The 18,103-nt window shown below is 73.4% G+C and carries 18 protein-coding genes; 9 read left to right on the plus strand and 9 right to left on the minus strand.

What is annotated here, in order from left to right:
• Positions 1–42: 42 nt before the first annotated feature.
• From NOCJ54_RS0106110 to NOCJ54_RS0106125, 4 genes are all read right to left on the minus strand, one after another.
• Positions 43–318, minus strand: coding sequence for a hypothetical protein (locus tag NOCJ54_RS0106110; protein ID WP_028654792.1), 276 nt, complete (start codon positions 316–318; stop codon positions 43–45).
• A gap of 115 nt (positions 319–433) precedes the next feature.
• Entirely contained in the window at positions 434–925 is a 492-nt protein-coding gene (locus tag NOCJ54_RS0106115; protein ID WP_028654793.1) for an O-acetyl-ADP-ribose deacetylase, read from the minus strand.
• A gap of 11 nt (positions 926–936) precedes the next feature.
• Complete coding sequence (locus NOCJ54_RS0106120; RefSeq protein WP_036517059.1) at positions 937–1,242, minus strand: DUF1905 domain-containing protein; 306 nt, start codon at positions 1,240–1,242, stop codon at positions 937–939.
• A gap of 13 nt (positions 1,243–1,255) precedes the next feature.
• Complete coding sequence (locus NOCJ54_RS0106125; protein ID WP_028654795.1) at positions 1,256–2,245, minus strand: DNA topoisomerase IB; 990 nt, start codon at positions 2,243–2,245, stop codon at positions 1,256–1,258.
• Positions 2,246–2,420: 175 nt separating this feature from the next.
• Here NOCJ54_RS0106125 and NOCJ54_RS0106130 point away from each other — a divergent pair, with 175 nt between their 5' ends.
• From NOCJ54_RS0106130 to NOCJ54_RS0106145, 4 genes are read left to right on the plus strand one after another with little or no spacing between them, the layout of a single operon-like run.
• Entirely contained in the window at positions 2,421–3,062 is a 642-nt protein-coding gene (locus NOCJ54_RS0106130) for an ABC transporter permease (RefSeq protein ID WP_028654796.1), read from the plus strand.
• Entirely contained in the window at positions 3,059–4,243 is a 1,185-nt protein-coding gene (locus NOCJ54_RS0106135) for an ABC transporter ATP-binding protein (protein ID WP_051485527.1), read from the plus strand. Before NOCJ54_RS0106130 ends, NOCJ54_RS0106135 begins: the two co-directional genes overlap by 4 nt.
• The gene (locus NOCJ54_RS0106140) at positions 4,236–5,036 is read left to right on the plus strand and encodes an ABC transporter permease (protein ID WP_232221693.1); all 801 of its coding nucleotides are present in this window, start codon (positions 4,236–4,238) and stop codon (positions 5,034–5,036) included. Before NOCJ54_RS0106135 ends, NOCJ54_RS0106140 begins: the two co-directional genes overlap by 8 nt.
• A 1-nt stretch (position 5,037) precedes the next feature.
• Positions 5,038–6,033 carry a glycine betaine ABC transporter substrate-binding protein gene (locus NOCJ54_RS0106145; protein WP_028654799.1) on the plus strand — a complete coding sequence of 332 codons (996 nt, stop codon included), beginning with the start codon at positions 5,038–5,040 and terminating at the stop codon, positions 6,031–6,033.
• A gap of 17 nt (positions 6,034–6,050) precedes the next feature.
• Here NOCJ54_RS0106145 and NOCJ54_RS24150 read toward each other — a convergent pair whose 3' ends face one another.
• The 5 genes from NOCJ54_RS24150 to NOCJ54_RS0106175 all read right to left on the minus strand — a co-directional run bounded on the left by NOCJ54_RS24150 (position 6,051) and on the right by NOCJ54_RS0106175 (position 11,878).
• Positions 6,051–7,061 carry a hypothetical protein gene (locus NOCJ54_RS24150; RefSeq protein ID WP_051485528.1) on the minus strand — a complete coding sequence of 337 codons (1,011 nt, stop codon included), beginning with the start codon at positions 7,059–7,061 and terminating at the stop codon, positions 6,051–6,053.
• Entirely contained in the window at positions 7,058–8,281 is a 1,224-nt protein-coding gene (locus tag NOCJ54_RS0106155; RefSeq protein WP_028654800.1) for a class I SAM-dependent methyltransferase, read from the minus strand. Before NOCJ54_RS0106155 ends, NOCJ54_RS24150 begins: the two co-directional genes overlap by 4 nt.
• A 135-nt stretch (positions 8,282–8,416) precedes the next feature.
• Positions 8,417–9,703 (minus strand): hydroxyacid-oxoacid transhydrogenase, encoded by a 1,287-nt coding sequence (locus tag NOCJ54_RS0106165; protein WP_028654801.1) that lies wholly within the window; start codon positions 9,701–9,703, stop codon positions 8,417–8,419.
• Entirely contained in the window at positions 9,700–10,584 is an 885-nt protein-coding gene (locus NOCJ54_RS0106170; RefSeq protein WP_028654802.1) for an NUDIX hydrolase, read from the minus strand. Before NOCJ54_RS0106170 ends, NOCJ54_RS0106165 begins: the two co-directional genes overlap by 4 nt.
• Positions 10,585–10,633: 49 nt before the next feature.
• The gene (locus NOCJ54_RS0106175; RefSeq protein ID WP_028654803.1) at positions 10,634–11,878 is read right to left on the minus strand and encodes a geranylgeranyl reductase family protein; all 1,245 of its coding nucleotides are present in this window, start codon (positions 11,876–11,878) and stop codon (positions 10,634–10,636) included.
• Positions 11,879–12,171: 293 nt separating this feature from the next.
• On the opposite strand from NOCJ54_RS0106175, the gene NOCJ54_RS29800 reads away from it, so the two are divergent.
• The 5 genes from NOCJ54_RS29800 to NOCJ54_RS0106200 all read left to right on the plus strand — a co-directional run bounded on the left by NOCJ54_RS29800 (position 12,172) and on the right by NOCJ54_RS0106200 (position 17,831).
• Positions 12,172–12,747, plus strand: coding sequence for a hypothetical protein (locus NOCJ54_RS29800; RefSeq protein WP_198020130.1), 576 nt, complete (start codon positions 12,172–12,174; stop codon positions 12,745–12,747).
• Positions 12,748–12,817: 70 nt separating this feature from the next.
• Positions 12,818–14,845, plus strand: a complete 2,028-nt coding sequence (locus NOCJ54_RS0106185) for a sensor histidine kinase (protein ID WP_157514804.1) — start codon at positions 12,818–12,820, stop codon at positions 14,843–14,845.
• Complete coding sequence (locus NOCJ54_RS0106190) at positions 14,842–15,576, plus strand: response regulator transcription factor (protein WP_232221694.1); 735 nt, start codon at positions 14,842–14,844, stop codon at positions 15,574–15,576. The genes NOCJ54_RS0106185 and NOCJ54_RS0106190 overlap by 4 nt, the downstream gene beginning before the upstream one ends.
• A 75-nt stretch (positions 15,577–15,651) precedes the next feature.
• On the plus strand, positions 15,652–16,362 hold the full coding sequence (locus tag NOCJ54_RS0106195; protein WP_028654807.1) for a hypothetical protein: 711 nt from the start codon (positions 15,652–15,654) through the stop codon (positions 16,360–16,362).
• Complete coding sequence (locus tag NOCJ54_RS0106200; protein ID WP_028654808.1) at positions 16,359–17,831, plus strand: hypothetical protein; 1,473 nt, start codon at positions 16,359–16,361, stop codon at positions 17,829–17,831. The genes NOCJ54_RS0106195 and NOCJ54_RS0106200 overlap by 4 nt, the downstream gene beginning before the upstream one ends.
• Positions 17,832–18,103 lie beyond the last annotated feature (272 nt).

The raw sequence follows: 18,103 nt of genomic DNA on the forward strand, positions 1-18,103 counted from the left end.
CCTAGGCGGTGAAACCCCGCCCCGCCAGCCCCCGCACGACCCTCAGGCCATCACGTCCACCCGAGGGGCTCCGAGCGCGACCATCAGGTCGCGTCGGGCCTCCCCGGTCACGGCGCCCGGCGTGGAGAGGGCCTCGGCGACGGAGCGCCGGAGGTCCTTGGCCTCGTGGAAGTGGTGGAGGGCGGCAGAGCGCCACTCCTCGATGTCCGGCCCCATCTCCGGCATCGGGTCCACGACGACGGGCGTGCGGAGGACGAAGGCCCCGCACAGGAGCGCGAACCCGGTCAGCAGCACCGCGGTGGTCAGCTCGATCGGCATGGTCGTCTCCTCTTCTCCTCGCCTGCGTCGGTGACCGGACCAACGCGGGTCCGCAGGGGAGGTGACGATCGGACGACGAAATCGGGACGAAGTCCCGATCACCCGCCGGAGGCGTTCAGAGGCGCCCCGCGACGAGCTCGTACGACGACCGGCCGAACGCGACGATGCGGGCGAGCTCGACCTGCGTGGGGGTGCCGCGCAGGGTCTCGAGGGCGGCGTCGACCGCGTCCTCCTTCGGCCAGCCGTAGATGCCGGCGCTGACGAGCGGGAAGGCGAGGCTGCGGGCGCCGAGCTCGTCGGCGACCTCGAGGGCACGGCGGTAGCAGGAGGTCAGCAGACGGCGGTCGGTCTGCCCGATGCGGTAGTTCGGGCCGACGACGTGGATCACCCACCGGGCGGGCATGTCGCCGGCGGTGGTCCAGCCGGCGTCGCCGGTGGCGAGCCCGTCCGGGAAGCGTCGTACGCAGTCCTCGAGCACCGCCGGGCCGCCCGCCTGGTGGATGGCACCGTCGACGCCGCCACCGCCACGCATGCGGGAGTTCGCTGCGTTCACGACCGCATCGACGCGCTGCTGGGTGATGTCGCCCTCGACGACCTCGATCTCCATGCCTGTCCCCTTCACTCGACCGTGCGGAGCCGCACCCGGCACGGTCCGCCCTCGACCAGGCCCTCCGCGGTGCGCACCGACTTCTTCACCGGCAGCACGAACGTCTTCTGCTCGGCGCTGGGGAAGACCGACGTGCGCCACGTGCTCGCACCGATGGTCACCTCGACGCGGACGCTGCCGAAACCCTTGCGCGGCGCGACGTCGTCGATCGCGTCGGACACCTCGAACGGCAGGCTGACGAAGAACCAGCTGCTGCCCGCCTGGTCGCGCGCCTCCCAGCGCCACAGGTCCGCGGTGAACGCGAAGTCCTCATCCACGCGGCCGATCCTGTCAGCGACCTCCGACAAGGCGCAGCGTCGCCCGCTCCAGCGCGGCCCGGCGGGCATCGGGGTCCACGTCCTCGCCGGAGGTACGACGCACGGCCGCCCGGATGGTCCGGTCCGCCTCGTAGGCGTCGACCACCCGCGGGTCGACGTACGCGCTGCGGGCCAGGGCCGGCGTGTTGCCGAGGAACTCCGACACCTCCCGCATGGCCGAGGCGATCGCCCGCTTCCGTGCGGTCTTCGACGACTCCGACGCCGGGGGCGCCTCGGCGAGGGCGGCCGCGGCGAGCACGGTGCCGTGCCAGGTGCGGAAGTCCTTCGCCGACACGTCGAGCCCGCTGACGTTGCGGAGGTACTCGTTCACGTCGGTGCCGGTGACGTCCAGCAGCCGCGTGTCCTTGCGGCGACGCCGGCGCCGCTTGTCGAGCGCCTCGACCGCGACCTGGTCGTCGATCTCCACGTGGTGCTCGACGCCGGACTTGCCGGTGAACTCGAAGACCAGCTTCTCCTTCCGGCGACGCACGTGCTGCCGCTCGAGCGTGGTGAGCCCGACCGAGCCGTACTCCTCGGCGTAGATGTCGTTGCCGATGCGGAAGCAGCCCAGGTCGATGAGCCGTACGGCGAGGGCGCAGGTCGCCTTCTGCCCGAGGTCGTCCTCGCCGAGGTCGGCGAGCACCTCCTCGCGGATGCGCGGCAGGCGGCGGCCGAGCTTCACCACCCGGCGGTGCTTCTCGTCGCTGCGCCGGGTCACCCAGTCCGGGTGGTAGATGTACTGGCGGCGGCCGGCGTCGTCGGTGCCGACAGCCTGCAGGTGCCCGTTGGGGAACGGGCAGATCCAGACGTCGGTCCACGCCGGCGGGATCACCAGCGCCTTGCACCGCTCGACGTCCTCCGGATCGAGGCGCGCGCCGGACTGGTCGAGGTGCACGAAGCCACGCCCGGCACGGCGCCGGATCCAGCCCGGCTGGTCGGGTGAGCTGCGACGGAGACGGACCACGCAGGACAGGTATCCAGTGCGGCTGGTTCCAGCCGTCCGCCCGTGCGTGACCATGCGCACCGTAGCGGTCGCACACGCGTTTGTGGTTAGGTCTTGTCGGGTCGTGACATCCGTCGGCTGTTCGTGGGGAACGTGACGGGACGTTCCCGGCGGCCCACCAGGAGGTGCCCTCCCCGTGTGGGAGTTCATCAGTGAAAGACGCGCCAGTCTGGCCTTCGACGCCTACCAGCACACGAGCCTCGTGCTCCAGTGCGTGCTCCTCGCGACGGTGATCGCCGTCGTCGCCGCTGCCCTCATCACCCGCGCCCCGCGGCTCGAGCCGGTGGCCAACGCGGTGTCCGCGATCGGCCTCACCCTGCCGTCCCTGGCGCTGATCGGCCTGCTGATCCCGCTCTCGGGGCTGGGCACGACCACCGCCGTCGTGGCGGTGACCTTCTACGCCGTGATGCCGATCCTGCGCAACGCCGTGGTCGGCTTCGCGCAGGTCGATGCCACGCTTCTGGAGTCCGCACGCGGCATGGGGATGTCGGAGCTGCGGACGCTGACGCGCATCCGGCTGCCGCTCGCCTGGCCGGTGATCCTCGCCGGGGTCCGGGTCTCCACCCAGATGTCGATGGGCGTCGCGGCGATCGCGGCGTACGTCATCGGCCCCGGCCTCGGCAAGTACATCTTCACCGGGCTCGCCACCGACGGCGGGGCGAACTCCGTCAACAACGCCGTCGTCGGCACGTTCGGCATCGTGCTGATCGCGCTCGTCGCCGACGCACTGCTCCTGCTCCTGGGCCGCCTGACGATCTCGAAGGGAATCCGCGCATGACCACCACCGAGGGTGCACCCGACGACACCGCCCACAACGACGACACCTCCCGCGAGATCAGCGGTGCGGAGCTGGTGCTGACCGACGTCGTCAAGAAGTACCCCGGCCAGAAGACGGCCGCGGTCGAGGGCCTGTCCCTCACCATCCCCGCCGGCGAGATCGTGATGTTCATCGGGCCGTCCGGCTGCGGCAAGACGACCTCGCTGAAGATGATCAACCGGCTGATCGAGCCGACGTCCGGCACGATCACCATCGACGGCAAGGACATCCGCCAGCAGGACGAGAACGAGCTGCGTCGCCACATCGGCTACGTCATCCAGGGCGGCAGCCTGTTCCCGCACATGACGGTGGAGAAGAACATCGCCATCGTGCCGAGGCTGCTCGGCTGGGACGCCGACCGCATCGAGGAGCGGGTCACCGACCTGCTCGACCTGGTCGGCCTCGAGCCGGCGCGCTACCGCCACCGCTACCCGCGCGAGCTCTCCGGCGGCCAGCAGCAGCGCGTCGGCGTGGCCCGCGGCCTCGCGGCCGACCCGCCGGTGATCTTGATGGACGAACCCTTCGGTGCGGTCGACCCGATCACCCGGCAGCGGCTGCAGGACGAGCTGCTCAGCATCCAGCGCGAGCTGCGCAAGACGATCGTCTGCGTCACGCACGACATCGACGAGGCGATCAAGCTCGGCGACCGGATCCTGATCCTCCAGGAGGGCGCGAGGATCGCGCAGTACGACACCCCGGAGACCATCCTCAGCGCGCCGGCCAACGACTTCGTCGCCGACTTCGTCGGCGCCGGCTCGTCGCTGAAGGCGCTCAGCCTGGCCCGGGTCTCCGACGTCGAGCTCCGCCAGCCCACCACCGCACGCGTCGGCGAGTCGACCGCGGAGGCGCGCAAGAGGGCCGAGGCGAACGGCGACACCGCCGTCGTCGTCCTCGACGACCGCGGCCGGCCACGCGGTTGGCCGTGGCTGCGGCAGCTGCGCGGGGAGACGATCATCGTCCCCGACCACGAGGTCAACGACGTCGACGAGCGGTCCACGCTCAACGACGCGCTCGACACGATGCTGTCGAGCAGCCACGGCGCCGCGATCGTCACCGGGCGCCGCGGCCAGTACCTCGGCGTGGTCGACTTCGCCGCGGTCACCGAGCAGATCCGCGCGATGGAGGAGCAGGCCGGTGGCTGAGCCCACGACCGTCACGCCCACCGCGCCCGCGACCGAGTCCGCGCCCCGCGGCCGGCTGACCCGCGAGGCCCTGCTGATGCTGGTCCTGCCGCCCGTCGTCGTGCTGCTGGTCTTCGGCGCCTGGGTCTGGTGGCGCCAGACCACCGACCTGGACGTCATCGAGGCCAACCAGCTGCGCTGGTCGGAGATCCGCTCGCTGCTCGTCGAGCACGTCCAGCTCACCGTAGTGACCTCGCTGATCGTCGTCGGCATCGCCGTCCCGCTCGGCATCGTGCTCACCCGCCGTGCCTTCCGCGCCGCGGCGCCGGTGGTCGTCGGCATCGCGAACGCCGGCCAGGCCGCGCCGTCGGTCGGCCTCATCGTGCTGCTGTTCCTGTGGCTCAACGACTGGCTCAGCGGCTTCTGGATCGCGGTGATCGCGCTGAGCCTCTACGGCATCCTGCCGGTGCTGCGCAACACGATCACCGGCATCGAGGGGGTCGACCCGACCCTCGTCGAGGCCGGACGCGGGGTCGGCATGACGACCTTCGGGACGCTGTTCCGCATCGAGCTGCAGCTCGCGCTGCCGGTGATCATGGCCGGCGTCCGTACGTCGCTGGTGCTGGTCGTCGGCACCGCCTCGCTCGCGTGCTTCATCAACGCCGGCGGGCTCGGCGAGATGATCATCACCGGCATCACCCTGTTCAAGTACTCCCTGATGATCTCCGGCGCCCTGCTCGTCGCACTGCTCGCGCTCGTCTTCGAGTGGCTGGGACGGGTGCTGGAGCTGCTGACCCGACCGAGGGGCATCTGACATGCGCATGCTGCGGAACACCGCCGGTGCCGCACTGGTGGCGCTGTGCCTGGTGGCGACGCTCACCGGCTGCGGCCTGGGCACCGCGGGCGGACGGATCCTGTCCGGCTCGCTCTCCGGGCCGGTCGAGGACGTCGAGTCGCTGGAGGGGCTGCACATCGGTGTCGGCTCCAAGAACTTCAGCGAGAACATCATCCTCGGCAAGATGGCGATCAGCCTGCTCGCCTCGGCCGGCGCCGACGTCACCGACCTCACCAACATCCCCGGCTCCGCGTCCGCGCGGGAGGCCCACCTGCAGGGCCAGATCGACGCGATGTGGGAGTACACCGGCACCGGGTGGATCGCCTACCTCGGCGAGGAGAAGCCGATCCCGGACGAGCAGGAGCAGTACGAGGCCGTCCGCAAGCGCGACCTCGACGAGAACCAGCTGGTCTGGCTGCCGCCGGCACCGATGAACAACACCTACGGCTTCGCGATGACCCAGGCGACGAAGAAGAAGCTCGGCATCAGCAAGCTCTCGGAGCTGCCCACGGTGCCGGTCGAGGAGCGCACCTTCTGTGTCGAGTCGGAGTTCACGAACCGCCCCGACGGCCTGCCCGGGATGCTGAAGACCTACGGCGTCCCGCAGGGCCGGCCCAACGGCGTGCCGGACGGGAACCTGAAGACCTTCCAGACCGGTGCGATCTACAGCGCCACCGACGCCGGCAAGTGCAACTTCGGCGAGGTGTTCACCACCGACGGCCGGATCAAGGCGCTCGACCTCGTTGTGCTCGAGGACGACAAGCAGTACTTCCCGAAGTACAACGTCTCCCTCGTGGTCCGCGAGGAGGTCCTCGACGACTACCCCCAGATCGCCGACCTGTTCGCGCCGGTCTCCGAGGAGCTCACCGACGAGGAGCTCATCGAGCTCAACGCACGGGTCGACGTCGACGGCGAGGAGGCCGTCGACGTGGCCTGGGAGTGGCTGGTCGAGAAGGGGTTCGTCACCGAGGAGTGACGGGCCGCGGCCCGCTGTCAGCGGGGGCGCAGCGCGCGCAGCAGCACGACGACGATGACCGCGCCGGCGACCCCGCCGAGGGCCCACGGCCACCAGTCGCGCTCCTCGGCCCGCACCGGTACGGACTCGCCGTCCTCGCCGTCCTCGCCGTCAGCACGGCTGTCGCCGTCGGTGGCGGCGTCCGCCGGCGCACCGGTCGCCGAGCCGTCGACGGCGGCCCGGACGTCGGCGGGAAGCTCGACCCGCAGGACCTCGGCGGCCTGGCCCTCCGAGCTGAGCAGCACCTCGCCGTCCGCGGTGACCGCCAGGCCCTCGCCCTGCTGCTGGGAGGGCAGGTCGAGCAGCGCGACCCGGTCCAGCGCGGGCCAGGTGTAGACGGCGGCCTGGGTGTAGTTGCGGATGATGACGTGCCGCCCGTCGGGGAAGAAGGCTCCGTCGGTGGCGATGCCGAGCACCTCGTCGACCGGCTCCAGCTCGTTGACCCGGTCCTCGGACAGCTCCTCGGGCGCGGCGTACACGCGACCGAAGACGCCCTTGGAGACCACGTAGAGGCGGCCGGTGCCGGGCTCGGTGAGCAGCGTCTCGGCGTCGCGGGGTCCGCCGTCGTAGCTCAGCCGGTACGACGGCGCCCGCACCTCGCGATCGCCGCGCCCGACCGGCACCTTCGTCACCGTGACGGTGCGCCGGGCGGCCAGGTTGTCGCCGATGTCGCCGACCCACACGTGCCCGTCGCCGGCGGGGGCGAGCGCCTCGATGTCGGTGGCCTCGCCCTGCCACCGGGTGACCCCGACGGTCTCGCCGGTCGCCGGGTCGATGGTGAAGACGCGGTTGCTGTCGCCGGAGTCGTTGACGGTGACCGCGAGGCCGTCCTGCAGCACCAGGCCGCTGGACTCGACGACCTCGGGGTCGGCGAACGCGAACACGACCTCGGAGTCGACCGGCTCCTGGGCGACGCCGGGCGCGAGCAGCGCGACGCCGAAGGGCACGGGCAGCAGGGCGAGCAGGACCTTCTCGACCACGCGGCTCACGCCCCTGCGGCCGGCAGGTCGAGGAGCTCCCCGAGCCGCGGTCGGATCCCCCACGTCGCCACCAGGTCGTCGTACTCGTCGAGCGGCTGGGCGCCGCCCGTGCGCACCGCCCGCAGCAGGGTGTTGCGCGGGGTGTGCTTGCTGTCCACGAACTCCATCACGTCGACGCGGTAGCCGCGGCTGCGCAGCAGCTGGGCCCGCAGCGCGTCGGTGAGGGTGTCGGCGAACCGCTCGCGCAGGATCCCGTCGCGCACCAGCGAGGTGTACGGCGCCGGCGAGTCCGCCTTGCGCAGCTGGGCCGCGATGTCGTGGTGGCAGCAGGGCGCGGCCAGCACCAGCGTGGCGTCCCAGCCCACGGCGCGGGCGAGCGCGTCGTCCGTGGCGGTGTCGCAGGCGTGCAGGGCCAGCACGACGTCCGGCGGCTCGGGCAGCTCGGCGTCGCCGATCGTGCCGGCGACGAAGCTGGCGTCGATGCCCAGGCCGGCGGCCACCGCGGCATTGTGGTCGCGGGACTGCTCCTTGACGTCGACGCCGGTGAGCCGCACGGGCAGGCCGCGGCGCTCGCTGAGGAAGCGGTGCGCGGCGAAGGTGAGGTAGCCGTTGCCGCACCCGAGGTCGACGACCCGCAGCGGCTCCTCGGGCGTGGGGCGGCGCAGGTGGCCGCGGGCCCGGGCGTCGGCGATGGACCGGTCCAGGATGCGCAGGAAGTCCTCGACCTGGCGGTACTTCGCCATCCGGCTGGGCTTGATGCGGCCCTTCGCGTCGGCGAGGCCGAGGGCCGCGAACAACGGGTCGCCCTCGGGCAGCATCCGCTCCTTGGCGCGGTCGTGGTCGCGGGTCGGCTCCGCCTCGGCGTCGGCCTGCCGCTTCGCGGCGTGCACCTGGGCGTCACCCTTCTTGGTGACCCGCAGCGACAGCTGCCGGTCGGTCGTCTCGACGGTCCAGTTGCCGAAGGGCTCGGCGAGCAGGCGGTCGACCTCGGCCCCGGCCGCGTCGCCGAGCAGGTGGTTCGAGGTGTGGGCCTGGGTGGCGTCGTACCGCACGACCTGGAGGTGCCGGCCCGCCTTGAGGTCGACCCAGCGCAGCTCGACGCGGCGCCACCCGGGAGCGGCGGTGCGGCGCTTGCCGGACGCGACCGCACGGACCAGGCGGTCGTCGGCGAGCAGGTCCTCGCGCACCCGCGCCAGGCCCTGCTCGAGCGTCTCCGTGCGGCTGCTCATCGCGGGCTCACTGCACGACGGCGGCCACGACGACGATGAGCAGCAGGAGCACCAGCGCAGCCGGGATGACGAGTCGACGGTGGCGCGGGTTCACGCACCGATCCTACGGTCCGCCCGGTCCGCGTCCGCATCGGCTCACCACAGCGAGAGGGAGGCGCCGACGATGCCGGCGAGGTCGTCGGCGCTCACCCGCTTGGGGGCGGTGTCCAGCAGGCGCTGCTGCTTGAGCGCACCGTCGACGAGGTCGTCGACGTCGCCCTCGTCGTAGCCCACGGCGGCGAGGCCGTTCGGGATCCCGATGTCCTGCATCAGCCTGGCGACCACGCCCGGCAGCACGTCCGGACCGTTGCCGGAGACCGTCGGGTCGAGGAGCTGGGCGGCGCGCAGGTGGCGCTGGGGCGCGGCGTCGAAGGTGAAGCGGAACGCCTCCGGTGCGGTCAGCGACACCGCCATCCCGTGCGGCACCATCGGCTCGTCCTGCGGGTAGTCGGGCGGCACGAAGTCCCGCACGCGCCCGGCGATCGGGTAGGCGTTGGCGTGCGGGATGTGCACGCCGGCGTTGCCGAAGCCCAGGCCGGCGAAGGTCGCGGCGAGCGCCATCTGCTCGGACACCACCGCGCCGAGCGCGTCGTCGGGCTTGCGGTGGACCGCGGCCCGGAAGGCGCCGGAGAGCAGGCCGAGGGCGCGCTCGGACCACAGGTCGGCGATCGGGTTGGAGCCGCAGTAGGGCACCCGCTGCTCGGGCGACTTCGCCTCGTAGTCGCCGTACCAGCGCGCGGTGTAGCTCTCCAGCGCGTGGCACAGGATGTCCATGCCCGCGGCGGCGGTGACGGCGGCAGGCTGGGTCGCCGACAGCGCCGGGTCGACCACCGCGAGGCGCGGGCGGAGCGCGGCGTGGCTGATGCCGGTCTTCACCTTCAGCGACAGCACGTCCATCACGCAGATCGTGGTCGACTCGCTGCCGGTGCCGGTCGTGGTCGGCACCGCGACCAGCGGGAGCACGGGCTGCTCGGGCGCCCGGGCCTTGCCGACTGGGGCATTGACGTAGTCCATCAGCTCGCCGGGGTTGGTCACCAGCAGCGCGACCGCCTTCGCGGTGTCGATCGACGACCCGCCGCCGACCGCGACCACCGCGTCGAACGGTCCCTCGGAGCGCGCGAACGCGACCGCCTCCTCCAGCGACACGTCCGTCGGCTCGACCCGGGCCCGGTCGAAGACGACGACCTCCAGCCCGCTCGAGCGCAGCGCGCCCGCGACGTCGTCCGCGTGACCGACGAGCGCGACCCCGGGGTCGGTCACCAGCAGCACCCGGCGCGCGCCCCAGGCGCTGACGTCGTACCCGATCTCGCGGGATGCGCCGCGCCCGAACTTGAGCGCCGGCGCGGCGTAGGTGAAGACGGTCTCCTGCCGAGAAGTGGTCACACCTTCACGTTATCGCCGGCCACCTCGATCGCCGCGCGGACCGAGCCGTAGACCTTGAGCCGGCCCGCGGCGACGTCGGCGAGCGGGACCCAGGCGACGTGGTCCGTCGTACCGCCCTCCTCGACGACGCGGGGCTCGCCCTCGCCGACGCGTGCGCGGTAGATGATGCCGATGGCGTGGAAGTCCTCGGCGCGGCCGTTGGGGGCGGTGCCGGTGAAGTGGTGGTCGAGGACCGTCAGCAGGCCGGTCGCCTCCCCCTCGAGGCCGCACTCCTCCCACAGCTCGCGGCGGATCGTGTCCGTCGGGGACTCGCCGTGGTCGATGCCACCCCCGGGCAGGTGCCAGGTCCCGGGGTCGGGGGCGAGGTCGGAGGTGCGGGTGAGCAGGATGGCGCCGTCGCGCACCACGTAGGCGTAGGCGGCGGCGCGCTGCCGGCGACGGACCTGGTACGACGCCAGCGCCTCGCCCACGAGGCCGACCGTCGGCACGGTGCCGTCGAGCACCTCGGCGAGCGGCTTCCAGGCGGCCTCGGCGGTGCTGCCGTCGACCTCGGTGACGTGGGGCTCGGGCGCGTCGGCGGGCACCCAGCCCTCGAAGACGATCCGCACCGAGTGCGCGTCGACGCGACGGCCCCGGCGCCACGCGTCGGCGACGTGCATCGAGAACACGTGGGCGGTCGGCTCGACGGTCACGTCGAGGCCGGTCTCCTCGTAGACCTCCCGCACCACCGCGTCGGCGGGGTCCTCACCGTGGTCGACACCGCCGCCGGGGAGCGACCACAGCTCCTTGCGGGTGACCTTCTCCGAGAGCCGCGAGAGCAGGATCTGGTCGCCCCGGACGATGACGGCGTACGCCGCCAGTCGCTGCACCCGCTGCGCCATCGCCGCCTCCTGTCCGTCTCGGTCCACCCTAGGGCGTGCCCGGTGGCGGTCAGGAGAAGGGCGGGCGGGCGTCCCTGGCGAGGGAGCGCTTGCCGGCCCAGCGCCACACGCGCGCCGCGCGGTCGCGGTCCTCGTCGGTGACGAGGTTGCCCATCCAGCGCAGCGCGAGGGTCATGAGCAGGTCCGAGCGCATGCCGAGCGGACCCAGCGTGGGCAGCAGGCGCGGGACGGTGACGAGGCCGGCGAGGCGACGGGCGATGGAGAACGACTCGCCGTAGTGCTCGCGCAGCAGCGCCGGCCAGACCGTGGCGAGGTCGACGTCGGGGGTCTCGGCCAGCAGCTCGGCGACCAGTCGCCCGGTCTCGAGGCCGTAGTCGATGCCCTCGCCGTTGAGCGGGTTGACGCAGGCGGCCGCGTCGCCGATCAGCGCCCAGTTGCGGCCGGCGACGTTGGACACCGCGCCGCCCATCGGCAGGAGCGCCGAGGTCGGCATGCGCAGCTCCTCGCCGAGGCCGAACTCCTCACGGAGCCGGTCGGCGTACAGCGCCATCAGCGGCTTGATCGCGACGTCCGCGGGTCGCTTGGCGGTCGCGAGCGTGCCGGCACCGAGGTTGACCTCACCGGCACCGGCGCCGAGGGGGAAGATCCAGCCGTAGCCGGAGAGGATCTCGTCCTGCTCGCCGCGCAGCTCGAGGTGGGAGCTGATCCACGGGTCGTCCGCGCGCGACGACTTCACGTAGCAGCGCCCGGCGACGCCGTACACGGTGTCGCGGTGCCACTCCCGGCCGAGCACCTTGCCCAGCGGCGAGCGGACCCCGTCGGCGACGACGAGGCGGCGGCAGGCGACCTCGCGGCCGTCCTTGAACACCACGGCGGCGACCCGGTCGCCGTCCATGCGCACGTCGACGGCGCGAGCGCCCTCGAGGCCGACGGCGCCGGAGTCCAGCGCGGTCGTGCGGAGGTGGTCGTCGAGCTCGGTGCGGGCCACGGCGCTGCCCCAGTCGGGCAGGTGGCCGCCGGGCCAGGGCAGGTGCAGCGTCTGACCGAAGCCGTGGGCGCGCAGGCCCTGGTTGACGGTGTGGGAGCGGACCCAGTCGCGCAGGCCGAGGCGCTCCAGCTCGCCGATCGCGCGCGGGGTGAGCCCGTCGCCGCAGGTCTTGTCGCGGGGGAAGACGGCGGCGTCCGCGAGCACCACGTCGGCACCCGAGCGGGCCGCCCACGCCGCCGCCGCCGATCCGGCCGGACCGGCGCCGACGACGAGGACGTCGGTGCTCAGCGGGGTGCTCGCGCTCATCCTCCGATTGTGTCAGCCGCCCGCCTGCTCCCCCGCATCCACCACCCCGCTCGTGGGACAGCCTGTGGAGACAGCTGCGATAGTCCCGGGTCAAAGCACCGCGACACGCCGGTCCAGGGTGCTTTTGACCCGGGACTACCGCGGCGTCGTCCACAGGCAGGTGCCCGGGAAGTCGGGCCGCGGGGCACTGGAATCCGGGTCGGCGGGGTCGTGAGGGTCGGGGGCATGCAGCTTCCTCGACCGACCACCGGCACCGCACCGACCACGTCCACGCCCGTCACCGGGGCGGTCCGGTGAGGGCCGGACGGAGGCGGTCCCGCGCCGTCGCCGTGGCCTGGGCCCTGCTGGCGGTGGCTGGCACGACATTGGTCACCGGGTGCGACGACGGCGGCGAGCCACCCGGTGCCCGCGGCGTCCCCGGCAACGCGGGCGACGACACCCCGGGCGGTCCCGGCGGTCCCGGCGGGCCCGGCGACGACGCCGACGGCGCCGACGGCGCCGACGGCGCCCCGGACGCCGGAGACGTGCCGGAGGAGTGCCGCGAACCGTTCCCGCTCGCGTTCGGCCCCGCCGACCTGGACGACATCGCCCTGCTGCCCGACGGGTTCCCCGACCCACCGGTCCCGGCGACCCTGTGCCTGACCGACGAGACGTTCGACGGGACGCAGGAGTCGGCGTCGTACGCGACCTCGGCCAGCGAGGAGGAGGTGCTCGCCGGCTACGAGGCGGCACTCGCCGACCTCTCGCCGGTCCGGGAGCAGGACGGCGTCGGCCGGCCGGTCGTGAGCGCCAGCGACGGCGACCTCTTCATCCAGGTCACGCCGCGCCCCGGCGGCTTCGTGCTGGCCCTGGCCTTGAGCACCGGGTGAGCCGCGGGTGGGGTGGTCGACTCGGCCGAACCGGTCACCTCACCGGCCCGGACCGGCGATGATGGCGCTCGTGCCAGCGACGACCAGTGGCCCCGCCCCGGTGCGCGGGCTCCCTGAGCGCGCCGGCGCGGCCCTCGGCGCCGTGCTGGTCGCGCTGGGCCTCGCGACGCTGGCGAGCCTGCTGCTCACCGCCGAGGCGTCCGGCCCGTCGTACGAGGTCCGGCGCGAGCTGGCGCCGTTCGACCTGGTGATGAGCGCGGTCTACGGCACGGTCGGCGCACTGATGGTCGCCCGGCGGCGCCACCTCGCCGGCTGGGTCTTCCTCGTCGTCGGGTGGGGGTACGGCGTCACGGCGGCCAGCATCGCCTGGACGGTCCTCGGCGGGGAGCACCCCGACCTGCCGGGCCTGGCGTGGGCGCCGCCGGTGGTGCTGGCCGGCTGGACCACCTCGGCGCTGCTCACCGTGCTGGTCCTGCCGTGGCTGCTGACCCCCCGGGCGCCGACCGGCTGGCTGCGCGGCGGCGCGATCGGCGGGGCCGCCGTCGTGGCGGTCGCGGCCGTCGTGCGGATGCTGCTCCAGGTCCCCGGCGCCCCGCCGCACCCGCTGACCGGCGGCGGCCGGATCTCGGACCTGGCCCGCCGCGCCGACGACGCCCTGATCCCGGTGTACTTCCTGCTCGCCCTGCTGGTCGCGGCGCACCTGGCGTGGCGGCTGCGGCGAGCGCCGGTCCAGCAGCGGCGGGAGCTGCTGTGGTTCGTGGCCTCGGTGCTGGCGGTCGCCGTGGGCTACATGGCCTTCGAGATCGGCGTCAGCCTCGACGGGCGGTGGTTCGTGATCGGCACCGCCGCCATGTTCGTCGCGGCCCTGACCCTGCCGGCGGTGGTGTTCCTGCTGCTGCGCCGACAGCCGTCGTGGCAGCTCGACCTCGCGATCTCCCGCACCCTGGTGGGCGGCCTGCTCACGGCGATCCTGGTCGCGAGCTACGTCGTGCTGGTGTGGGCGCTGAGCATGGTCGCGCCATGGGGCGAGCAGTCGCGCGGCGTGGTCGTCGTCGCCGGCCTCGCCCTCGCCGTCCTGCCGCTGCGCGACTGGCTGCAGCGCCAGGTCGAGCGGCTCGTCTTCGGCTCGGGGGCGGACCCGTCGGTGCTGCTGGAGCGGGTGGCCCAGGCCCTGAGCGCGGCCGACGAAGACCAGCCGCAGCTCGACGGGATGATCGCCGCACTGCGCCGCGCCCTGCGCCTGAGCCGGGTCGAGGTCACCCTCCACGACACGCTGCTGACCGCCGACGGCCGCGAGGAGGAGGACCAGGACGAGCGCGCCATCCGGCTCCCGCTCAGCAGCAACGGCCGCACGATCGGCGAGCTGGTCGCGGTCGCACCCCGCGGCGAGCGCCTCGACCCGCGCTCGGTGCGGCTGCTGCGCCAGATCTCCGGCCTCGTCGCCGTCGCCGCGGAGCTCGACGAGACCAACCGGGCGCTGGAGGCCGCGCGGGCACGGGTCGTCGAGGTGCGCCACGAGGAGCGGCGCCTGCTGCGCCGCGAGCTCCACGACGGCCTCGGCCCGGCCCTGTCCGGCACCGCGCTCGCCCTCGCCGCCGTACCGGCCACGTCCTCGCTCAGCGCGGACGACGCCGTCCTGCTGCGCCGCCTCGTCGAGGAGCTCAGCCGGCGGGCCGACGACGTGCGCCAGATGGCGCGGGTGCTGCTGCCGCCGGTGCTCGACGACGGGCGGCTCGGCGAGGCACTGGCCTTGCTGGCCGACCGCTACTCGATGGGCCGCTTCTCGGTCTCCGTGGACGCGCCGCACGCCGACCGGCTCGACGGGATCCACCAGGTCGTGGTCTACCAGGTCGCCGCCGAGGCCGTCCGGAACGCGGCGCGGCACGCGGGCGCGCGACACTGCCTGGTCCGCGTGGAGCTGCCCGACGGCGGCGGGGTGCGTCTGGAGGTCTGCGACGACGGGCGCGGCATCAGCGCCGAGGCCGCGCCAGGCGTGGGCATGGCGTCCATGCGGGAGCGGGCCGGCGAGCTGGGCGGGTCCGTCGAGGTCACCGCCACCGAGGGAAGGGGGACCACCGTGGTCATGGTGCTGCCGTGAGCACGTCCGAGGGCACCGCCGGAAATCCGGTCGGGACTGTGTCCGGCGGCGCGCCGGGCGCGAGCGACACGATCCGGGTGGTGGTCGTCGACGACCACCCGGTCTTCCGGATCGGCATGAGTGCGCTGCTGCGCTCGCTGCCGGACGTGGAGGTGGTCGGGGAGGCCGCCGACGGTGACGAGGCGCTGGCGGTCGTCGCCGAGCACGCTCCCGACGTCGTGCTCATGGACCTCGACCTCGCCGGCGACTCCGGCGTCGAGACGACCCGAGAGCTGTGTCGCCGGGACCCCACCCTGGGGGTCCTGGTGATCACCATGCTCGGCGACGACGACTCGCTCTTCGCCTCGATCCGCGCGGGGGCACGGGGCTTCCTGCTCAAGGGCGCCTCGCCGGACGAGGTCGCCCGCGCCGTCCGCTCGGTCGCCAACGGCGACTTCCTGCTCGGGCCGCAGCTGGCGCAGCGCGGCGCGCTCTACCTGTCCGGGGCCCGCACCCGCGGCACGGTGCCCTTTCCCGAGCTCACCGACCGGGAGCGCGAGGTGGTCGACCTGGTCGCCCGCGGCTACGACAACGCGACCATCGCACGGCGGCTGGTGCTGAGCACCAAGACCGTGCGCAACTACGTGTACGGCGTGCTGGCCAAGCTCGACGTCCCCGACCGCGGCCAGCTCATCGTCCGGGCCCGCCAGGCCGGTCTGGGTGGCGACGAGCCCGACGACGCGGGGCGGTAGCCCGGGCGGGGTGCCCGGGAAGTCGGGCGCTGCTGACCTGTCCCCCGGGCCGTCGGGTCGCGCACGCTCGGCAGCATGAACGAGACGACCCCCCTGACCACGCCAGCGGGCGCTCCGCCCGGCCCCGCGCCTTCGCGCTTCACGGCGTGGCCCCTGATGATCACGCTCTGTGGGCTGCTCGGCCTGGTCGCCCTCCTGCTGGAGGGACGGCCTGACAACAGCAGCGACTTCGACTACCCCGTGACCGCGGAGCACGTGCTCGAGATCGACCATCTGCCGTACCGGCTCTCCGGCGCGATCGGCTACGTCGTCGCGCTCCTGCTCGTCGCAGCTGCGGTGATGTGGCGGCACCGCGTCGAGCGCCGGTTCCCCGGGTCGGGCGGGGCGACGGCCGTGTCCTACGGCGTGCTGGCCACCGCCGCCCTGGTGACCCTCACGTACGGCTGGCGCGGCGCGTTGGGCGACTACCTGCCCGGCGGACCGGAGGAGGACACCTACGACACCGAGGGGCTCTACAACTACTTCGTGATGACCGACTTCAGCCCCTACATCGCCTTCGTGCCGTTGCTGGCCTCGGCGTACGGTCTGGCGTGGATGGCGTTCCACGAGCGCCTGGTCTCGCGGGGTCTCGGAGCGCTGTCGGCCGTCTTCGCCAGTGCGCTGCTGCTGGCGGTCTTCGTCACCGGCGTGCCCGGGCTTCCCGCCCTGATCGTGGTCGGTCTCATCGTCGCCGGCATCTGGCTCGCCGTGGGTCGCAGCCCGATCACGATGGAGGTCGGCCGATGAGGCGCCGCATCGCCCGGACCGGCGCCATGGTGTCGGCCGCCGTGCTGGTCACGGCCACCGCGCCCGCCCTCGCCCAGCCCGGTACCGACCCCGAGGTCCCGAGGGACACCATCGGGCCCGCGATCGCGATCACCGCCCCGGACCCGGTCTGGCAGGACTGGCACGGCGGCGCCGTCGAGCTCTCGGTCCGCGCCACCGACATCAGCGGGGTCGAGTTCGTCTCCTACACCCTCGACGGCGCCCAGTCGGGCGGCGGTTCGTTCCCCGTGTCCTCGGGCAAGGTGTCGGTCTGGGCCGACGGCGTCACCACGATCACCGTCACCGCGATCGACGGGGAGGGCAACGACGCGACGAAGACCCACACCGTGCGGGTCGACGCGACGGACCCGACGACGCAGCTGCTGGGCGTCGCGAACGGCGCCCGGCTGGTTCGCGGCTCGCTGCACGCGCTGTTCCACAGCTGCGAGGACCTGCGCACCGGCATCGCGAGCTGCGCGACGACACCGCCCCGCACCTCGGGCGCCGGCGTCGACACCAGCACGCTCGGGCAGCACACGATCACCCTCACCGCGACCGACAACGTCGGCCGGACGAGCACCCGCAGCCTGAGCTACACCGTCGTCGAGCCGGAGCTGCGCGTCACGCGGCCCCCCGAGGTCACCGGGCACACGGGCGCACCCCGTGTCGGGGACATCCTGCACGTCTCGGGTGCGGAGTTCGAGCCGGCCGCGGAGTCGCTGACCTACCGGTGGGTCCGGGGCGCGGAGATCGTCGCCACCGGCACGTCGTACGAGGTGACCGCTGCGGACCTGGGCCACCAGGTCGGCGTCCAGGTGACCGGGCACCGCAGCGGGCACGAGGACCTGACGTGGGGCAACCTCTACGTCGGCTGGGCAGTCGAGGGCGAGTTCACGGTCAGCGGCGTGGGGCGGCTGAGCGGGACCGCGACCGAGGGCCGCACGCTGCGAGTGACGCCGCCGGAGGTGAGCCCGACGCCGACCTCGACCACCTACGAGTGGACCGTCGGCTCACGGGTGGTCACCACCTCGGTCCCGACGCTGGCGCTGACGTCGGCGATGGTCGGCCGGCGGGTCAGCGTCCGGGTCGGCTTCCAGGCGCCGGGCCGCACCACCGCCTGGACTCCGGCGACCCTCACCGGCGAGCCGGGCGGGGCGACCCGGACCGCCGTGGTCACCGGCAAGGCCTGGAAGGTGCTGCGTCGCCCCGCCGTCACCGGCACCCCGCGGGTCGGCAAGCGCCTCGCCGTTCGCGCACCGCGGCTGTCGGGCAAGGCCCAGCGCCTGACCTACCAGTGGCTGCGCAACGGCAAGGTGATCAAGGGCGCCACCGGCACGCGCTACGTCCTACGCACAGCCGACCGCGGCAAGCGGATCAGCGTCCGGGTCCGCGCCACGACACCGCACCGCCCGGCCACCCGCGCCACCTCCCCCGCCGTCCGCATCCGCTGACGGCTCCCTCCCCCCAGGGCGAAGGCCCTCCCGACCGGCGTCGGGAGGGCCTTCGTACGTCGTGGGCGAGTCCACGCGCGTCACGTGGTGGCCGTTCCCGGGCGAGCGTGACCCGCCACTTCCTGACCGTTCCTGTTGCTTCCTGACCTTTGCAACACTCAGGAAGCGAGGGAATCACCGCTGAGGAGGTGATTCCGCCCCCCCGCCGGGCGCCGCGCCCGGAACGCCCGAAGGCCCCCACGAGCGTGCTCGCGGGGGCCTTCGGCTGGTTG

Origin of the sequence: Nocardioides sp. J54, from assembly GCF_000519005.1 — a bacterium.
In the GTDB taxonomy this organism is placed as follows: Bacteria; Actinomycetota; Actinomycetes; order Propionibacteriales; family Nocardioidaceae; genus Nocardioides.